13 protein-coding genes are annotated in these 16578 nt (G+C 40.8%); 8 read left to right on the plus strand and 5 right to left on the minus strand.

From position 1 onward, the window contains the following. The coding region (locus HWQ37_RS07720) for an ABC transporter ATP-binding protein (protein WP_292745525.1) at positions 1–935 on the plus strand (935 nt) is incomplete at its 5' end. Positions 936–1318: 383 nt separating this feature from the next. Here the strand turns inward: HWQ37_RS07720 and ureG are convergent. From ureG to ureE, 3 genes are all read right to left on the minus strand, one after another. After that, positions 1319–1915 carry an urease accessory protein UreG gene (gene ureG / locus HWQ37_RS07725; RefSeq protein WP_292745527.1) on the minus strand — a complete coding sequence of 199 codons (597 nt, stop codon included), beginning with the start codon at positions 1913–1915 and terminating at the stop codon, positions 1319–1321. 86 nt (positions 1916–2001) lie between these two features. Further along, positions 2002–2694, minus strand: coding sequence for an urease accessory protein UreF (locus HWQ37_RS07730; protein WP_292745529.1), 693 nt, complete (start codon positions 2692–2694; stop codon positions 2002–2004). Further along, positions 2669–3115: an urease accessory protein UreE gene (ureE, locus tag HWQ37_RS07735; RefSeq protein WP_292745531.1), complete on the minus strand. Its 447-nt coding sequence runs from the start codon at positions 3113–3115 to the stop codon at positions 2669–2671. The genes HWQ37_RS07730 and ureE overlap by 26 nt, the downstream gene beginning before the upstream one ends. A gap of 301 nt (positions 3116–3416) precedes the next feature. Between ureE and aroF the strand changes: the two genes are divergently transcribed. The 7 genes from aroF to aroH all read left to right on the plus strand — a co-directional run bounded on the left by aroF (position 3417) and on the right by aroH (position 12041). Continuing rightward, entirely contained in the window at positions 3417–4511 is a 1095-nt protein-coding gene (aroF, locus tag HWQ37_RS07740) for a 3-deoxy-7-phosphoheptulonate synthase (protein WP_292745533.1), read from the plus strand. 190 nt (positions 4512–4701) lie between these two features. Continuing rightward, positions 4702–6399: an HAL/PAL/TAL family ammonia-lyase gene (locus tag HWQ37_RS07745; protein ID WP_292745534.1), complete on the plus strand. Its 1698-nt coding sequence runs from the start codon at positions 4702–4704 to the stop codon at positions 6397–6399. 97 nt (positions 6400–6496) lie between these two features. Continuing rightward, positions 6497–8023, plus strand: coding sequence for a long-chain-fatty-acid--CoA ligase (locus HWQ37_RS07750; protein ID WP_292745536.1), 1527 nt, complete (start codon positions 6497–6499; stop codon positions 8021–8023). A 200-nt stretch (positions 8024–8223) separates the two neighbouring features. Continuing rightward, positions 8224–8919, plus strand: coding sequence for a hypothetical protein (locus HWQ37_RS07755; RefSeq protein WP_292745538.1), 696 nt, complete (start codon positions 8224–8226; stop codon positions 8917–8919). Between the two features lie 144 nt (positions 8920–9063). Next, on the plus strand, positions 9064–9819 hold the full coding sequence (locus HWQ37_RS07760) for a heme oxygenase-like domain-containing protein (RefSeq protein WP_292745540.1): 756 nt from the start codon (positions 9064–9066) through the stop codon (positions 9817–9819). Between the two features lie 166 nt (positions 9820–9985). Continuing rightward, positions 9986–11287, plus strand: coding sequence for a tyrosinase family protein (locus tag HWQ37_RS07765; protein ID WP_292745542.1), 1302 nt, complete (start codon positions 9986–9988; stop codon positions 11285–11287). Between the two features lie 328 nt (positions 11288–11615). After that, positions 11616–12041: a chorismate mutase gene (gene aroH, locus HWQ37_RS07770; RefSeq protein ID WP_292745544.1), complete on the plus strand. Its 426-nt coding sequence runs from the start codon at positions 11616–11618 to the stop codon at positions 12039–12041. Positions 12042–12112: 71 nt separating this feature from the next. Here aroH and HWQ37_RS07775 read toward each other — a convergent pair whose 3' ends face one another. Then, a complete protein-coding gene (locus HWQ37_RS07775) occupies positions 12113–13861 on the minus strand; it encodes a PAS domain-containing sensor histidine kinase (RefSeq protein ID WP_292745546.1) in 1749 nt (582 codons plus the stop codon). A gap of 87 nt (positions 13862–13948) precedes the next feature. Beyond that, positions 13949–16570 (minus strand): sensor histidine kinase, encoded by a 2622-nt coding sequence (locus HWQ37_RS07780; protein WP_292745548.1) that lies wholly within the window; start codon positions 16568–16570, stop codon positions 13949–13951. Positions 16571–16578: the final 8 nt, after the last annotated feature.

The raw sequence follows: 16578 nt of genomic DNA on the forward strand, positions 1-16578 counted from the left end.
GTGTAGAAGAAACAGCAACGGGACAAGTAGTAATTCAGCCGAAAGAACCCCCACAACCCACAGAAGTTACCAGCGAAGAAATTGCTGCAAGATTGGCAAACTTCAATGAGTTAGAACCCCTGCTGCAAATCCGTAACCTGAAAGTTGGTTTTCCGGTGCGCGGGGTATTTGGTGGTACAAAACGCTACAATATGGCAGTTAATGGCGTTTCTTTTGATGTCAAACCAGGAGAAACATTAGGTTTAGTGGGAGAATCTGGTTGTGGCAAAACCACCCTCGGCAGAAGCTTGCTGCGCTTAATTGAACCGATGAGTGGTCAGATTATCTTTGAGAAACAAGATATTACTAACCTCAAAGGAGAACCGTTGCAAAAACTGCGGCGGGAAATGCAAATAGTCTTCCAAAACCCTTTTAGTTCCCTCGATCCTCGGATGAAGGTTGGGGACGCGGTGATGGAACCATTGTTAATTCACGCCGTTGGGAAAAATAAGCAACAACGACGACAGCGTGTAATCGAACTATTAGAACGGGTGGGGTTGAGTGTAGATGCGATTAACCGCTATCCTCATCAGTTTTCTGGCGGTCAACGCCAACGGATTTGTATAGCCCGTTCTTTGGCATTAAATCCTAAGTTTATCATTTGCGATGAATCAGTTTCAGCGCTAGACGTTTCAGTACAGGCGCAGGTATTAAATCTTCTCAAAGAATTACAATCAGACTTTCAGCTTACTTATATTTTTATTTCTCACGATTTAAGTGTAGTAAAATTTATGAGCGATCGCATTTTAGTTATGAATCGCGGTCAAATTGTTGAAGAAGGCACAGCCGAAAGCATTTACCAAGAACCCAAAGAAGAATATACGCAAAAATTAATTGCTGCGATTCCGACTGGTAGTGCTGAACGGGTGCGAAGTCGTCATTTGAAGGCTTTATAGAAATAGAATTCAGGAGTCATATCAATTAGTTATGATTCTCACAGTCATTGCACCCCACCCCCTACGGTGTATACACAAGTCTGAAATAGTTTACTCACCTAGTTTTTCGCGTCAGTTTTACCCCACCCTAACCCTCCCCTTATAAAGGCTACGGTGTACACACCAGTGTGAAATAGCTGATTAACCAAGGTTTTACCCCACCCTAACCCTCCCCGATGCATTGGGGAGGGAACTAGATTTCTTGTTTCCCCCCTTTACAAGGGGGGATTAAGGGGGGTAATTTGACTTCTGTATACACACACCGTAGCCTTAGCAAGGGGAGGGAAGACAAAGCATAGTTTTGGTTTAATAAGTAATTAAACGGACATGATATGAATTCTTTTTCAACAGATATTTTGACAGACAAAGTTAATTACATCTGTCAGCCCAGACTGAGTTTTTAAATTAGTAAAAATAAAAGGTTTATCACCGCGCATTTTTTTAGCATCTCGTTCCATCACACTTAAATCTGCACCAACATAAGGCGCAAGGTCAGTTTTGTTAATTACCAACAAATCAGACTTAGTAATACCGGGACCACCTTTGCGAGGAATTTTATCGCCAGCTGCAACATCGATGACGTAAATCGTTAAATCCACCAATTCTGGACTAAAAGTAGCAGCCAAATTATCACCGCCACTTTCCAAAAATACTAAATCCAAATCGATAAAACGTTCCTCTAACTGTTCAATTGCCGCCAAATTCATCGAAGCATCTTCGCGGATGGCAGTATGGGGACAACCACCAGTTTCTACACCCAAAATGCGATCGCTTGTCAACGCCTCAGAACGCACTAAAAACTGAGCATCCTCTTGAGTATAGATATCATTTGTCACCACCGCAATCTGATATTGCTCACGCAACCCCTTACACAAAGCATCCACCAAAGCCGTCTTCCCCGAACCCACCGGGCCAGCAACCCCCACTCTAAATGCATTCATTTTTATTTGTCCTTTGTCATTTGTCCTTTGTACATGGTTATTAGTTCTTAGTTTTTGACCAATGACTAATGACTAATGACCAATGACTAACTCCTAAACAACCTTGTATACTGCGTTTCATGCTGCATACTCGCTAGCGACAAACCCCAACTACAACAGACGAGTTGATCGTCCTCCAGCGCGAGAATTTCTAACGCCGCAGCACTAAATAATGGTTGTAAATCTAGCAATAGTCTTTGTCCTGCTGTTTGTCCAAGAGGAATCAGTTTCACGCCAGCAGTAATTAAATTGCTTGCCCAACTGTGCAGATATCCCAGTAATGCGGCTTTGATGTTAATTTGCCAATGGGCAATGGCAATACCAAAAGCGATCGCATAATTACAAGGATTACCCACAGCATTGACAATCGGTACAATCTGTGGTTCTAGTTTACCAAGTAATTGGATCAGCGATCGCCCCATCTGCCAACTAGAGGCGCGTAATTCTTCTGTTTCCCTCGCAGCCGATAACCACAGATTCCAACGGCATAGCAATTCTACATCACCTGTTTTTGCCGCTTGCTGCGATCGCACCATCACCGCCGCCTCTAACCGAATTGCCCCGTAGAGTAACTCTGCTTTTAACCAATCTTTGAGATGTGTGTGGTTAGCGATCGTACCATTTTCTACCAACATTTCCAAGCCTTCAGAATAACTATATGCTCCCACAGGCAAAGCGGGGCTAGCCAGCTGCAAAATACTCAAAAGGTGGCTATCAGTGAGCATGATTGTGTTGTCCATAAGCTCCCAATTCTGGCTGAAACGGTAAAATTTCCTCTTTAACTTCTAACCCCAGTTGTTCCAACATCGCACGTAAAACCGAATCTGAAGACAAGCGTAAATAAGTCGGAGTAATTTCTACAGGTACATGGCGATTTCCCAAATGGTATGCCGCCCGTAATAATAAAAGTGGTGTTTGGGCAACGGCAGTTAGTACTAGTTCTGGTTTGGCAGTAATTCTAATTAAACTACTATAGGTTTCTTCTTGCAGAATATCGCCATCGTGTAAGACAGTTCCTCTGGGTAAATGGAAAAACACAACTTTACCATTTTCAGTTTCAAAGCGATGACGACTGCGGGTGCGTTCTTCTGCTGTCAGCGCCAGAGTAAAAGTAACTGCGGCATCGCTATTAGGTGGTTTCAGTTGGGTAAATGTCAGCATAGAGAGTTTCGTCTAATCTTCGGTTTTTTGCGATCGTTCTAGTCTAAGCCGTAACTAATAAAGTCATTTTCAAAGCCAATGTAATCATACCTCTAATGCTTGTGATTACAGCTTTTATGCCACTTTCTTGTTCACTATTTTGCCAATATTTTAAATGTAAACGAATGTAAATTATTGATTAACTTGCGTAAATTCTTAGAAGCAGCCTGATATGGTATTTGAGGGTTCAATCAGCAAAGTTACACACATAAAGAACTTTCACAAATCCATGAACTGAAATCTTTAAAGGAAATTAACCACTATGATTATAGTCATGAAACTGGGTACTCCATCCACTGAAATTGAGCGCGTGGCTACAGAAATTAGTCATCGTGAATTTGCAGCAGAAATATGCAAAGGTCAGCACAAAACAGTTATTGGTTTAGTAGGTGAAACCGCAGAACTTGATACTAGACAGGTTCAAAACATTAGTCCCTTTATCGAACAAGTTATCCGAGTGAAAAAGCCCTTTAAACGCGCTTCTTTAGAATTCCGCTATGGAGAACATAGCGAAGTAGTAGTATCCACACCAAATGGCCCTGTAACCTTTGGCCAAAACCATCCTTTAGTTGTAGTTGCAGGGCCTTGCTCAGTTGAAAACGAAGAAATGATTATTGAAACAGCGCAAGTCGTAAAAGCGTCTGGAGCGCAGTTTCTACGAGGTGGTGCATATAAACCTCGTACCTCTCCTTATGCTTTTCAAGGTCATGGTGAGAGTGCTTTAGGATTACTCGCAAAAGCTAGAGAAGCCACCGGTTTAGGAATTATCACAGAACTGATGGATGCAGCTGAGTTGGACAAGGTTGCAGAAGTTGCAGATGTGATCCAAATTGGTGCCCGTAATATGCAGAATTTCTCACTGCTGAAGAAAGTTGGTGCTGCTGGTAAGCCAGTACTCTTGAAGCGGGGACTAGCTGCCACTATTGAAGATTGGTTGATGTCAGCCGAGTATATTTTGGCAGCAGGTAATCCCAATGTAATTTTATGCGAACGAGGAATTCGCACTTTTGACCGGCAATATACCCGCAACACTTTAGATATATCTGCAATTCCAGTATTGCGAACCCTGACTCATTTACCAATCATGATCGATCCTAGCCATGCGACTGGTAAATCAGAGTTTGTTTCAACTATGTCTATGGCCTCTATTGCCGCCGGTGCAGATTCTTTGATGATTGAGGTACACCCCAACCCAGCCAAAGCACTTTCTGATGGGCCGCAGTCTTTGACATTAGAAGCATTTGAAGAATTAATGCAAGAATTAGCTAGCATCAGCAAATTCTTTGGTCGTTGGTCTAAAAGCAATAGTACAGTTGCAATGCAAAAGCTCACTACACGAGTTTCTAGCTTCGTCTAAGTTTAAATCAGTGGCGTTGCTGAATTTAGACAATATCTTTGCATAAAACTCTACCTTACCTCTGATAAGTATACAAATGTTTCAGTTAGGCTAAGGCAAGTAAATCCAGTCTCTGACAGCAACGCCTAATCACACTGATTAAACAAGATATTTCTACGACTAGCTGCAATTTTAGAGCCAAAAAACTCCGATGAATACAGTATCCTTAAACACAGACAAGACTTCTAAATATTCACCTTCTTTTTCAGGAAAAATAGACAAAACAATTATTATTGGTGAAAAAAACCTGACAATTGATGAAGTCGTTAGCGTCGCCCGTCATGATGCTTTGGTACGTGTTACCGATAATCAGAAAGTATTACAAGGAATCCAAGCTTCTCGTGACTATATTTCTCATGCCGTTGAAACCGGTCAGGCTATTTATGGTGTGACTAGCGGCTTTGGCGGTATGGCAAATGTTGTGATCTCGCCTGAGTGTGCGTCTTTATTACAGAATAACCTTGTTTGGTTTCTCAAATCAGGTGCAGGGCAGAGATTACCACTAGCTGATGTCCGGGCTGCGATGTTGTTGCGAATCAATTCACATTTGTATGGTGCATCTGGTATCCGTCTAGAACTGATTCAGCGTTTAGAAAAGTTTTTGAATGCTGGTGTTACACCCCATGTGTATGAATTTGGTTCTATTGGTGCAAGTGGTGATTTAGTGCCATTATCTTACATTACTGGAGCAATGATTGGTCTAGATCCTAGCTACACCGTTGATTTTAACGGTACAGAAATGGATGCTCCTACAGCATTGAAAAAGCTTGGTTTAGAGCCATTGCAACTACTTCCGAAAGAAGGGTTGGCAATGATGAATGGTACTTCTGTGATGACTGCGATCGCAGCTAACTGCGTTTACGATACCAAAACCTTATTAACCCTAACAATGGGGGCCCACGCCTTAGCTATTCAAGGTTTGAATGGAACTAATCAATCCTTCCACCCATTCATTCATCAGTTAAAACCCCATCCAGGGCAAAAATGGGCGGCTTCCCAAATGCTCAACTTGCTTGCAGGTTCTTCCTTAGTTCGGGAAGAGTTAGATGGTTCTCACGATCATCGAGGTACGCATTTAATTCAAGATCGTTATTCCCTACGCTGTCTACCCCAATATTTAGGGCCGATTATCGATGGTATTGAGCAGATTAGCAAACAAATTGAAGTAGAGATTAACTCTGCGACAGATAACCCACTGATTGATACCGAAAACCAAGCTAGTTATCACGGAGGTAATTTCTTGGGACAATATGTCAGCATCGGTATGGATCAGCTACGTTACTACATTGGGTTGTTGGCTAAACATTTAGATGTACAAATAGCCTGTCTGGTAGCACCAGAATTTAATAACGGATTGTCAGCATCTTTAGTAGGGAACAGTGAACGTAGTGTGAACATGGGACTAAAGGGTCTGCAAATAGCCGGAAACTCTATCATGCCCTTATTGACCTTCTACGGAAATTCCATAGCCGACAGATTTCCTACCCATGCGGAACAATTTAATCAAAATATCAATAGTCAAGGTTTCGCTTCGGCAAATTTAGCCCGACGCTCTGTAGAAATTTTCCAACAATATATGGCGATCGCACTAATGTTTGGGGTACAAGCAGTTGATTTACGCACTTATGCAGTCGCCAAACATTATGATGCCCGTGCTTGCCTATCACCTGCTACGAGAGATTTATATATAGCAATCAAGAATGTAGTAGAACAGTCACCTGCTGCTGACCGTCCTTACATCTGGAATGACCACGAACAAGGGCTAGATTTACACATTGCTCGGATTGCATCTGATATCGCCTCTGGCGGTCAAATTGTCGCTGCAATTAACAATCTTGTTGTCAACTGAAATTGAGTAGTTTGAGTGATGATTTTATTGCCTAAAGCATCATACAGAGGTTAATCATCACCGCATTCAACAATATTCTTCTTACTTACTTGCAATTATGAACATCGCACATTATGTAGAGCGAGGAAGTCGCTTATTACCTAATAAGATTGCCCTGATTTTTGAAGACAAATCTTTTACTTACAAACAGCTAGATGAGTTAGCAGGGCGAGTAGCAAATGGTTTAAAAGGATTAGGGATTAAAAAAGGCGATCGCGTGGCTTTGTTTTTGCCAAATATTCCAGAGTTTGTAATTTCTTATCTTGGTATTCTCAAAATTGGTGCTGTTGCTGTTTCCATCAATGTGATGTTGAAAACTGCCGAAGTTAGTTACATTCTCAACGATTGTGCAGCCAAAGCTATCATTACCACAGAATCCCAAAGTGAGCAGATATCAGAGGCAGGCTTACCCGAATTAGAACATATTTTCATTGCGGAAGGGAAAGCTAATAAGGGAGCAAGTTTAGCACAACTAATAGCTAACGCTTCTCCAAAAGCACCTGCGCTAGAAATGGATCGCCATGCTCCTGCTTGTATCCTCTATACTTCCGGTACAACAGGCTTTCCTAAAGGAGCGATCTTGACTCATGGCAATGTCATTGCGAACAGCTATGCAGCAAATCGTTGTTATCGTCTTAGTAGTAGCGATCGCTTACTCCTATATTTGCCACTGTTCCATTGTTTTGGTCAAAATGCCATTTTAAATACTGGTTTTAGTGCCTGTGCAACTATTATTCTTTACCGCCGCTTTGACCTGGATAAAGTTCTCGAAAGCTTAACTGAACATCAAGTGACAATGTTCTTTGGTGTACCCACAGTATTTATCAAAATGCTGAATAAAGATATCTCTGTGGATAAGTTAAAGAGCATACGTTATTACTTTTCAGCAGCCGCACCAATGCCATTAGAAATAGCTCAAAAATGGCATGAAAAATACGGATATTTTATCTATGAAGGTTATGGCTTAACAGAAACATCGCCATTTGCAACTTATAACAATGACTTGAATTACAAACTGGGTTCGATTGGTACTCCAATTGATAATGTAGAAATCCAGATTGTTGATAGTTATGGTCATCAAGTAGAACCAGGCGAGTTGGGTGAAATTATAGTTCGGGGTCCAAATGTCATGCTAGGTTATTGGAATCAACCCTTGGAAACTGCGGCGGTAATGAAAAATGGTTGGTTCCATACTGGTGATATTGGTCGTATGGATGAAGACGGGTTTTATTACATCATTGACCGCTTAAAAGACATGATCAACTTGTCTGGATTTAAGGTATATCCTACTGAAGTTGAAAATGTTATTTATCAACATCCAGCCGTTGCAGAAGTTGCCGTCTATGGTGTACCCGATCAAATCAAAGGTGAGATAGTTAAGGCAAGCATTGTTCTTAAGTATGGTCATAAAACTACAGAAGAAAAGATTCTAGAATTTTGTTATAACAGAATCGCAAATTACAAAGTTCCCCATGCTATTAATTTTTTAGATTCACTTCCAAAAAGCCCAACTGGTAAACTCTTAAAAAGAGAACTACGTCAGAAATTTACACAAGACAAGATACTTCAAAATCTTAGTTCTTGAACTTTTTTAGATATAGAACTACACCCTAAATAATTTAAGGTGCAGAGCTAGGTATCTAATACAATTTTGGATATTTAATTTATCCAATCAATCTGTTTTTAGCAAGAATAAAACAATATTATGTAATTTTATTTCTTGTTAAATGCCAGCCTAATCTGGAAATATAAATTGTTCAAGAATGTAATTTTAAGGTAGTAAAGATGAGTATTGAAGTACTAGATCAATCGCCAGATACAAAAAGATTGATAGTGCAATTCCAAATTGCCAAATCTGATTCTGAAACTCGCAGATGTCAGTCTTTAATCGCAGAAGTTTATTACAAAAAGCTGGGTATTACTTTTTCCGAAACCCAGTTTGACCCTGATGCCAAAATTGAACTTTATCCTCACCGTTATTTGATGGGATTAGTTAATGAAGAGCTCGTTGCATGTATGGGATTATATCTACACAATACAAATCCTGAAAGATATGGCAAAGTTACAGAACAAGAAATTGATCAACTCTTATTAGAAGCCGGAGCCGCAAACAGATACTCGGGAAAATATATCCGGGAATTGAGTAAATTTGTGGTCAAAGATGAATGGAGAAAACAAGGAATTGGTAAATTATTGATGGGTGCATCCCATTCCAAAGACTTCATTCATCTGGAAGAGAATCAGTCAAAGCCACATCTTCTTGTTTCTTGTGCGAATGTGTCAATTTTCAAGTATTTTTCTGATACTTTAGATATTCACACTCGTACTATTAAACCGGTTCCCTTCTTTAAGATTCACGAATTCTATCGAGCAGACCATGAGCCAATGGAAAATCGCCTCACCATTCCAGATATGGATATTCCATCTCAATGGTATAATGCAAAGCTACCTGGAGAGTACGAAATTGAAAATCAGAACTAAATATTGATCTGATTCCAGTGAGCTATATTGCACAACAAGTTTTTATCAGAAGCTTATTTATTCTGATGAAAAAAACAAGTTAAACCTGAATTGTTTAACTTTTATAACAGCCCAATAAACCGTTATTAATTAGGTAGATCAATCATGTCACAAACAACAACAGTAAGACGCGAACTATACGACATTTACGAATCTAATATCGAAAGTGCGCGGATTCAATTTGAGCAAAAATCAAACTTTGAAGAAATTCTATCTCTAGATATCGATCCTACAGTTTTGGAACTTTATTTGATCAATTTCAATTCTTTAGGCGTAGCGATGACAGATTCAGTTGAAGACTGGATTAGTCGGGCTGGAGAAAGCTGCAAAAAATTGGGATTTACAGAATTGGGTGAGTTACTTTCTACCCATGCAGAACAGGAAGCAGGTCATCACTTAATGATGATTCAAGATACTCACACCTTGGTTAATAACTGGAATGCACGCCGTCAACCCCAACTAGATGCAGAATGGTTTCTTGCACAACCTATCTCTGAAAATGTTGTTCTTTATCGCCAGTTGCATGAAGATGTAATCGCCAGTCAAACTCCCTTTGCTCAAGTAGCAATTGAGTATGAAATCGAAATGTTGTCCGTGCGCTACGGTTCGCAATTAATTCAACAATGTCAAAAAATATTGGGTTCTCAAGTTCATGAAGGTTTAAGCTTTATGGAAGAGCATGTTTCTGTAGATGTGGGACACACCCAATTGAATGCCAGACTTTTGAAGAACTTTTTGCAAAATAATCCCGAACATCTTGATGCAATGGTCAAAATTGGTAGAACTGCTCTGGATGCTTACGCCGGTTTTCTTAATGACTGCTTAACCCGTGCAAAAGAATATGCAAAAACATTAGGTTAGTTCTGTCACTCCCCGGACTGCATAAGTGAGCATTCGCATCACCTATTCAGTCCGAGGATTCCTCTCCTTGTGGTATTGATGTATTTGTCTTGATTGCCAATGTATAATTCTCAAGAGAGCTAAAAGCCAGAATTTCAACGAAAGTTATAATTTTGTCAACAAAACAATGAATTTTTTTTACAAACCTGTCACAACAGTAGCGGCTGCGATCGCTTCTGTCATCAGCCTATTTAGTAACCCAGCAATAGCTGCCACTCTTGTCAGAAAGAACGTTGTTGACCTTACCCCCCAGGAAAAAACAGATTTTGTTAATGCTGTCAAAGCGATAAAAAACATAATCCCAGAAGGTAGCAAAATTAGTATTTATGACCAATTTGCTGCTACCCATTTGGGTGCAATGGCAATGATGTCAGAAGATTCAACAGGACCAGCAGCTATGGTTGATGCTGCACACAATCATGCCGGATTTTTACCGTGGCATCGTGAATTTTTAAATCGATTTGAACAAGCTTTGCAATCGGTTAACCCCAACGTTACAATCCCATATTGGGATTGGACTGATCCTAAAGCCATTGACGTTATCTTTCAACCCGACTTTTTAGGAACCAATGGTTCGGGAGTAAAAATAAACATCCCTGGATCGGGGACTTTTGAAGGGGGTCCGGTTCAGTCTGGTAATTTCTCAGAAGCCAGTGGATGGGTACTTAACCCGGATTTGCATTTCGATGATAGTACAGACAAAACTTTTGGTTCATCATTGTTACGGTTTCTGCGACTACCTCCTGGTGATGCTTATCCCATACCCCAGAAAGATGTAGATCAAGCTCTTGCTATCAATAACTATGATTTATTTCGTCCAGCTTTAGAAGGATTTATTTCCATCAATCCAAATGGGAAAGTAACGGGCGGGGCTTTTTTGCATAACTACATTCATGGATTAGTCGGTGGAGTAAAGGTGATTGGGGTTGACCCAATGACTGGTGTACCTGCGATTCAGCCTTTAGGCACTATGAGTAGCGTTCCTAGTTCGCCTTTAGATCCTGTCTTTTGGCTGCATCATGCCAATGTGGATCGTCTTTGGGCAGAATGGCAAAACAACAATCACCAAGGTAGTGCTTTTTATCCTTCTACCGATCAGCCTTTTGGACACAATCTTAACGATCCTATGTGGCCCTGGGATGGAAATTTATCTACACCAGGAGCGATCGGTCCAGGAGATATACTATCCTATTTGCCACGTTTTTTAAATAGTGATGTTGTGACACCCGCAGATACTCTAGATATCAGAAAATATGGCTACACCTATGACACTCTTGCTGCTTCAGTTCCCGAACCAACTTATACATTAGGTTTATTAGGTTTAGGTACTTTAGGTGTAGTTTCTCTGTTGCAGCGCAAACGCGCATCTAAGGCAAATGTACTAGAAGCTGACAATATACTGCCAGCGAGGGCTTTTGGTATCAAATAATTATGTTTCTTCCAAAAGTGGATGCTCCCCTAACATTTAAGGGTTAATTACTGTTTGAAGAAGAATTCAGAAGTCAGAGGTCAGAAGTCAGGAGTCAGAATAATATTAGTGGGGGATTCAAACCCGCTACTAATTGTAGACCGCTAAGTTTTCAATGTTTAGGGGGTTTTAAACCCGTTTATTCATTCGCCACTCGTACAGAACTCAATTCTGAATTCTGGCTCCTGACTCCTGAATTCTGTTTTGATAACAGGTAAACATATCTCTGAATAATAATTAGCAGCTAAAAATTCTAACTTATTTTACTTAAATTAATATGGATAAGCTCATGTCTTCAAAACATCCTAACCAAGAATTTGGCTTGTTAGCTACACCTTCACAATGGCGGATGCGGGGGCTTCGAGGCGCAACTACAGCAAGTGATAATTCTGTTGAAGCAATTGCTGAGGCTGTAGATGAGTTATTAGACGCTTTAGAAGCAAACAATTCATTAGACTTTACTGAAATTGTCAGTGTCACCTTTTCTGCAACTTCTGACTTAGATGCAATATTTCCGGCGGCGGTGGCGCGTCGTCGTGTAGGGTGGAATGAAGTACCCTTGTTAGATGTGCAACAGATGCAAGTGGCCGGTAGTTTGGAACTTTGCATTCGCGTGTTAATTCACCTCAACACGCCTTTACCCCAAAATAAATTACGCCATGTTTATTTGCGCCGTGCTGCTCAATTACGCCCGGATCTAGCATTGTTGCGTTAATAAATCGTCTTTGATAAGTATATTTAAGAACTCTTATGTTCCAAGAGAATCTCCAAGAAATCGACCGGCAACTAATTCATAACTGGTAATGTAAACCAAAATGTTGCCCCTGCATCCAATGCACTGTTCACACCAATTTTGCCGCCGTGAGCATGGATGATTTGCTTACACAGATATAACCCTAATCCCAAACCTACAGAATTGCCGATACTTGCACCCCGAAAGTAAAGGTCAAAAAGCCGATCGCTTTGTTGTTGACTAATTCCCACGCCATTATCACTAACAGTACAATAAATCATGTCATCCTTACGGATAGCATTGATTGTCAAAAGTAATTCTGGGGGATTATGTTTGAGGGCGTTGACGATTAAGTTAGAAAAAACTCGCCATAGTTGCGTGGGATCGGCATTCACTAATGGCAAATCTGCGGACACCAGGTTTACCAAGTTTGCTTGGTTTTGTGTCAGCAATGGCTCTAAATCAGCGATCGCAGCTTCGACTACTCTCAGTATTTGTACGTGTTGATATTGTAAAACAACACCCTGCACCTCACTGATATGAGTTTCCATCAACGAATTAATTAAGTTCAGTTGGCGATCGCTACTTTGAATCATTCGCTCTAAAATTGACCGTGAAATCGCAATATTTTCCTCTGGACGTGCCAGCAAATTCTTCAGCACCATTAAAGTACCCAGCACTGGGTTGCGTAAGTCGTGAGAAACTGCATGGAAAAACACTCTTAGTTCTTCTTCAGTTTGCTTGCGCTGGGTAATGTCTTCGATTAAACCTTCGTAGTAAAGTAGTTTTCCTTGTTCATCACGGACTGTGTAGGCTTTTTCTGAAATCCAGACAATACTCCCGTCTTGACGATAAATTTGCGACTCGAACTCGGAAACGCTGCCATACTTTTCCATCAGGCGGACAAATTCTGCCCGACGGTTCGGATCGACGTACAATTGTTCTATATCAGTGAAATTTGCTGTCACCTCATCTACCAAGGAGTAGCCATAAATCCTCGCTAAAGCCGGATTTGCCGTAATGTAACGTCCATCGGGACTGCTTTGAAAAATTCCTTCAACGGCGTTTTCAAAAATGCTGCGATATTTAGCTTCGGCAACCTTGAGTTTTTGGTAGGCAGATTCTAGTTCTTGACGGGCGTAAAATTCGGAACGTTGCAAGCGATCGTATAAATAAACGCCGATGTCACATATAATACAAAACCAGAAAATGTATAAAATGAACGTTACATTATATATTCCTGGGTGGTCGGGGATTGGTGTTTTTAGCCCAAGTGCCGTATTTACACCAAAATAGTAAATCAGCACACTCACTTGGGTCAGCAAGTGAAGAGTCCAGCAAACGGGCATCAACACAGCTTGGCTCAAAAATAGCAGCGACCAACCAATGGTATCGGGTAGCGCGAAACCACTAAGAGTCGCAAACAACTGCGATGCTAAACTAATTGACCAAGAAGACCCCAAAAATAATAAATCTGGATGATGACGACCTAATTTAGTTTTATGTAAGGCAAAGCAAATAATTATACTTGCAAGCATGGCAACATTAATTACTAAGCGCTGAGTTCTCAGTACTTCTGGTAGTTGCTGCAACTCTGCAAAAGGAAAAAACAGACCGTAAATGTCTCGCAAAGTAAAAGACAACAGACAAATCAGCGCCAGCCATAACCATAAACGTAATCTCTGCCATAAGAAACGATCGCGCCAAGCTCTGTAAAGAGTAGTGATTTCATCTGTTGTTGGTGCAGAAAAGGAAAAGGTTTTTCTCCACCAGCTTTGGACTGTTGTAAATGGAGTAGCCATTAGCATCCGAGCAACTTTGCCCATACTTTGAGGGTGTTTTCCTTACTCAACATTGCCATAAATAACACCCTCTCATTTTTTGGTGATTTATGGGCGATTTGTTGCGGATGATGTGAACAGAGGTAGTGTAAACCAGAAAGTTAACCCACGCTTGCGGTTACTAATAACCCCGATTTCGCCGCCATGCGCCTTAATAACTTTCCGACAAAGATACATTTTTAAGCCAATGCTTGTAGAGCAAGAGTCTTGAGGATCGCGGACATGAAGATCGAAGAGGCGATCGCACTCTACTTTACTCATGACCACACCGTTATCTTGAATCTGAGTGCGAATCATTCCCGCCTCAATAGTAGCACTGAGAGTAAAATTTAATCCTGGTGGATTATTTTGCAAGCGATGTGTGATTAAATTCGCCAAAACTTTCTGCAATCGAGTCCCATCTGCCATTACTAATGGTAAGTCTGCGGGAACCAATTTCTTGAGAGTCGCTTGATTTTGGATCAGTATGGGTTCTAAGTGGGCGAATGTTTCTGTCAGTAGGGTGCTAAATTGCACGGGTTCGAGTTTGATCTCAATACCCTGTTTTTCACAGGAATTAATTTCTAGCAATGAGTTAATCATCGTCAGTTGGCGATCGTTGCCCTGAATCATCCGCTCGATGATTGAGCGAGATATGGGAATTGGGGATTGAGAGGAGGCAGGGGAGCAGGGAGTAGGGAGCAAGGGAGAAGAGTTTTCCCCTCTGCCCCCCGCACCCTGCCCCTCTGCCTCCCCTGCTTCCCCAGTTCCCTGATTTAACAAATTCTTTAACACCATCAAGTTACCCATCACTGAAGTTCGTAAATCGTGGGCAACTGTGTGTAAAACTACATCTTTGACACGATGCAATTTTTCAACCTCTTGCATTTTCTGCTGCAACTGTGCTGTTCGTTCTTGTACTTGCTGTTCTAAATTAGTGTTGAGTTCTGCTAGCTTTTGGCATATCTGGCTTTGCTGAATGGCGATCGCTACCTGTTCTGACATCTGCTTTAACAAATCAATTTCTATTGGCTGCCAATGACGCAACCCTGAGCATTGATTGGCAATTAATGCACCAAATAATTCATTACCTAGCATAATTGGTACAGTCAAAGCCGCCCTAGTTTGGAATTTTTGAAAGTGCGCTTTTACTTTGGGAGATACTGTCATTTGCGTTACGTCTTCAACGACACGCACAAGATTATCTTTTAGTAAGTTTCTTAATTCTTGTAAATAAGCTTCATCATTAGTAGACCAACCTGATATTGATGGATATTTGGGATCTACTGATTCGGCAAGAGTTCTGACTCCTAAACTGGTATTATTTAAACCAATAAAAACCCGATCTGCTTGGAGAAATTGCCTAACTTCTGTCACGGTGGTTTGGAGAATTTGCTCTAAATTCAGCGAAGAGCGAATTCGCACTAAGGTTTCAGCTAACAAGTGATCGCGTTGTGCTGATAAATAAAATTGCGCTTCTACCTGTTTGCGTTCTGTAATGTCGTGATGTACTGCTAAAATGGCAGGAGTACCATCTAAATCAATGACTTCGGCTGAAAGCAGGGTTGTCACGATCTCACCAGATTTTTGCCGAAATTCAATTTCTAAGTTGCGAGCAACTCCCGTGTTTTGCAACTCTTGCACTAATTTTAGGCGATCGCGATCGTCTACCCAAAGATTTAACTCAAAAGAAGTTTTACCAATTGCTGCATCTCGCCCATAACCTGAGAGTTCTACAAAACTATCGTTAACTTCCATAAAGCGTCCTTCTTGCAGGGTGCTTATAGTAATTGAATCGGGGCTGCAACTAAAAGCTTTGGCAAATTTTTGGGCAAGATTTTGTAAGGCGACTTCTCCTTGTTTGCGATCTGTGATGTCTCGGACAATTGCTAATACCTCATCTTCGCCGCTTACTACCAACCGCGCCTCATAATCTCTGATTCCCAAATATGTTGGTAGTTGATATTCACAAGTTTGCAAAATTCCAGAATCTAAAGTTTTAGCGATCGCTACTTGGCTAATGGCTGCAACATCACTCGGCAATAACTCTTGCAAATTTTTTCCCAGTATTTCTTCTCTCGAAAGAGTGATATTTGCGTCTTCACTTTTCAAATCTAGATACTCTCCATCGCGGCTGATGCGAAACATCAAATCGGGAATAGCATCCAAAATTGCTTTATAGCGTGCTTCACTTTCTTGCAATTTTTCTTGGGCTTGTTTTCGGTCTGTAATATCCATAACTAAGCCATGCCAAAGAAAATCCCCTACTTCTTGTAATTCGGGTTGCGAAGTACCTTGAATCCATTTAAGTTTGCCACTAGGCGTAACGATCCTACCTTCCCAATGCCAAGCTGTAAAAGTATTGCGACAAACATCAATAGATTCTGTAAAAGCTTTTATATCTTGGGGATGAATCAGTTTACATAACACCTGAAAGTCTGCCTGTACAGCTTCTGGTTCTAATTCATACAAATATTTACAACCAGAACTAATATAAGGGATAAATACAGAACCATCCTGCCGTTGCAGAATTTGGAAAATCATCCCTGGTAAATTGGCAGAAATTTTTTCCAACAGAGGGATCTTCTCTGTGAGAAAATCTGGCTTCTGCGGTGATTTTACAATTTCATCCACTCTTAGACCCTTTGATATATAAGCAATTGGCATAATATTCAAGGCAATCATAGCCATTGTAAAAG

Source organism: Nostoc sp. NMS4, from assembly GCF_017115095.1.
Classification (GTDB): Bacteria; Cyanobacteriota; Cyanobacteriia; order Cyanobacteriales; family Nostocaceae; genus Nostoc.

Coding starts and splice junctions, on each gene's coding strand:
- ureG (WP_292745527.1), bottom strand. CDS start 1,915: ATGAATGCATTTAGAGTGGGGGTTGCTGGCCCGGTGGGTTCGGGGAAG.
- HWQ37_RS07730 (WP_292745529.1), bottom strand. CDS start 2,694: ATGGACAACACAATCATGCTCACTGATAGCCACCTTTTGAGTATTTTG.
- ureE (WP_292745531.1), bottom strand. CDS start 3,115: ATGCTGACATTTACCCAACTGAAACCACCTAATAGCGATGCCGCAGTT.
- aroF (WP_292745533.1), top strand. CDS start 3,417: ATGATTATAGTCATGAAACTGGGTACTCCATCCACTGAAATTGAGCGC.
- HWQ37_RS07745 (WP_292745534.1), top strand. CDS start 4,702: ATGAATACAGTATCCTTAAACACAGACAAGACTTCTAAATATTCACCT.
- HWQ37_RS07750 (WP_292745536.1), top strand. CDS start 6,497: ATGAACATCGCACATTATGTAGAGCGAGGAAGTCGCTTATTACCTAAT.
- HWQ37_RS07755 (WP_292745538.1), top strand. CDS start 8,224: ATGAGTATTGAAGTACTAGATCAATCGCCAGATACAAAAAGATTGATA.
- HWQ37_RS07760 (WP_292745540.1), top strand. CDS start 9,064: ATGTCACAAACAACAACAGTAAGACGCGAACTATACGACATTTACGAA.
- HWQ37_RS07765 (WP_292745542.1), top strand. CDS start 9,986: ATGAATTTTTTTTACAAACCTGTCACAACAGTAGCGGCTGCGATCGCT.
- aroH (WP_292745544.1), top strand. CDS start 11,616: ATGTCTTCAAAACATCCTAACCAAGAATTTGGCTTGTTAGCTACACCT.
- HWQ37_RS07775 (WP_292745546.1), bottom strand. CDS start 13,861: ATGGCTACTCCATTTACAACAGTCCAAAGCTGGTGGAGAAAAACCTTT.
- HWQ37_RS07780 (WP_292745548.1), bottom strand. CDS start 16,570: ATGGCTATGATTGCCTTGAATATTATGCCAATTGCTTATATATCAAAG.